The organism is Aquipuribacter hungaricus, from assembly GCF_037860755.1.
GTDB classification, from domain to species: domain Bacteria; phylum Actinomycetota; class Actinomycetes; order Actinomycetales; family JBBAYJ01; genus Aquipuribacter; species Aquipuribacter hungaricus.
On sequence record NZ_JBBEOI010000505.1, the window covers coordinates 1 to 683 of the forward strand.

At 77.7% G+C, this 683-nt stretch carries 1 protein-coding gene; it reads right to left on the reverse strand.

Going from position 1 to position 683, the window contains the following annotated elements:
• The coding region (locus tag WCS02_RS20885; RefSeq protein WP_340296225.1) for a flagellar hook assembly protein FlgD at nt 1-495 on the reverse strand (495 nt) is incomplete at its 3' end.
• Nucleotides 496-683: the final 188 nt, after the last annotated feature.

Genomic DNA, 683 nt, shown 5'->3' on the forward strand with positions numbered 1-683 from the left:
GGCCGGCGGCGCGGCCGGCGGTGCGGTCTGGGCCGCGGGCGGGGCGGTCGCCTGGGCGGCGGCGTCGCGCATGCCCTGGACGGCCGCGAACGGCACCTGGACCGTGGCACCGGTCGGCGTCGTCACCCGCAGGACGGGCTCGTCGGAGGTGAACACGGCGGCGGTGACCGTGCCCGAGGCGGGCAGCCCGTCCGCGCCGAGGTAGTCGACCTGGCGGCCGACGGTGGCCCCGGCACCCCAGCGCTGCTGCAGCGTGAGCGAGGCGGACGTGGAGTCGGCGACCTCCTGCAGCTTCTCGACCTGGGTGAACTGGGCGGTCTGGGCGATGAACTCGGCACCCTCGGCGGGGTTCATCGGGTCCTGGTAGCGCAGCTGCGCGACGAGGAGCTTGAGGAAGGCGTCCTTGCCCAGCTCGGAGCCCGCGGCCGACGCGGTGGTGCTCGGCGGGGTCCAGGCGGGGAACGCCGGGTTCGTGCCGGTGGTGGGGACGCTCATCGAGGTCCTTCCTGGGACGTGCGCCCGTGCGGGTGGGCGCTGCTGTGGGTGTCTCGGCGCGTGGGGGCCCCGGCCTGAGCCGTCCGGGCGAACTCGTGCCGGTCAGGCGCGGACGTCCACGCCGCGGTGCCCCGCGCCGGGCACCGTCCGGCGGCCCGGGTCGGCCGCGGGGGCCGCCGGGACGGCGG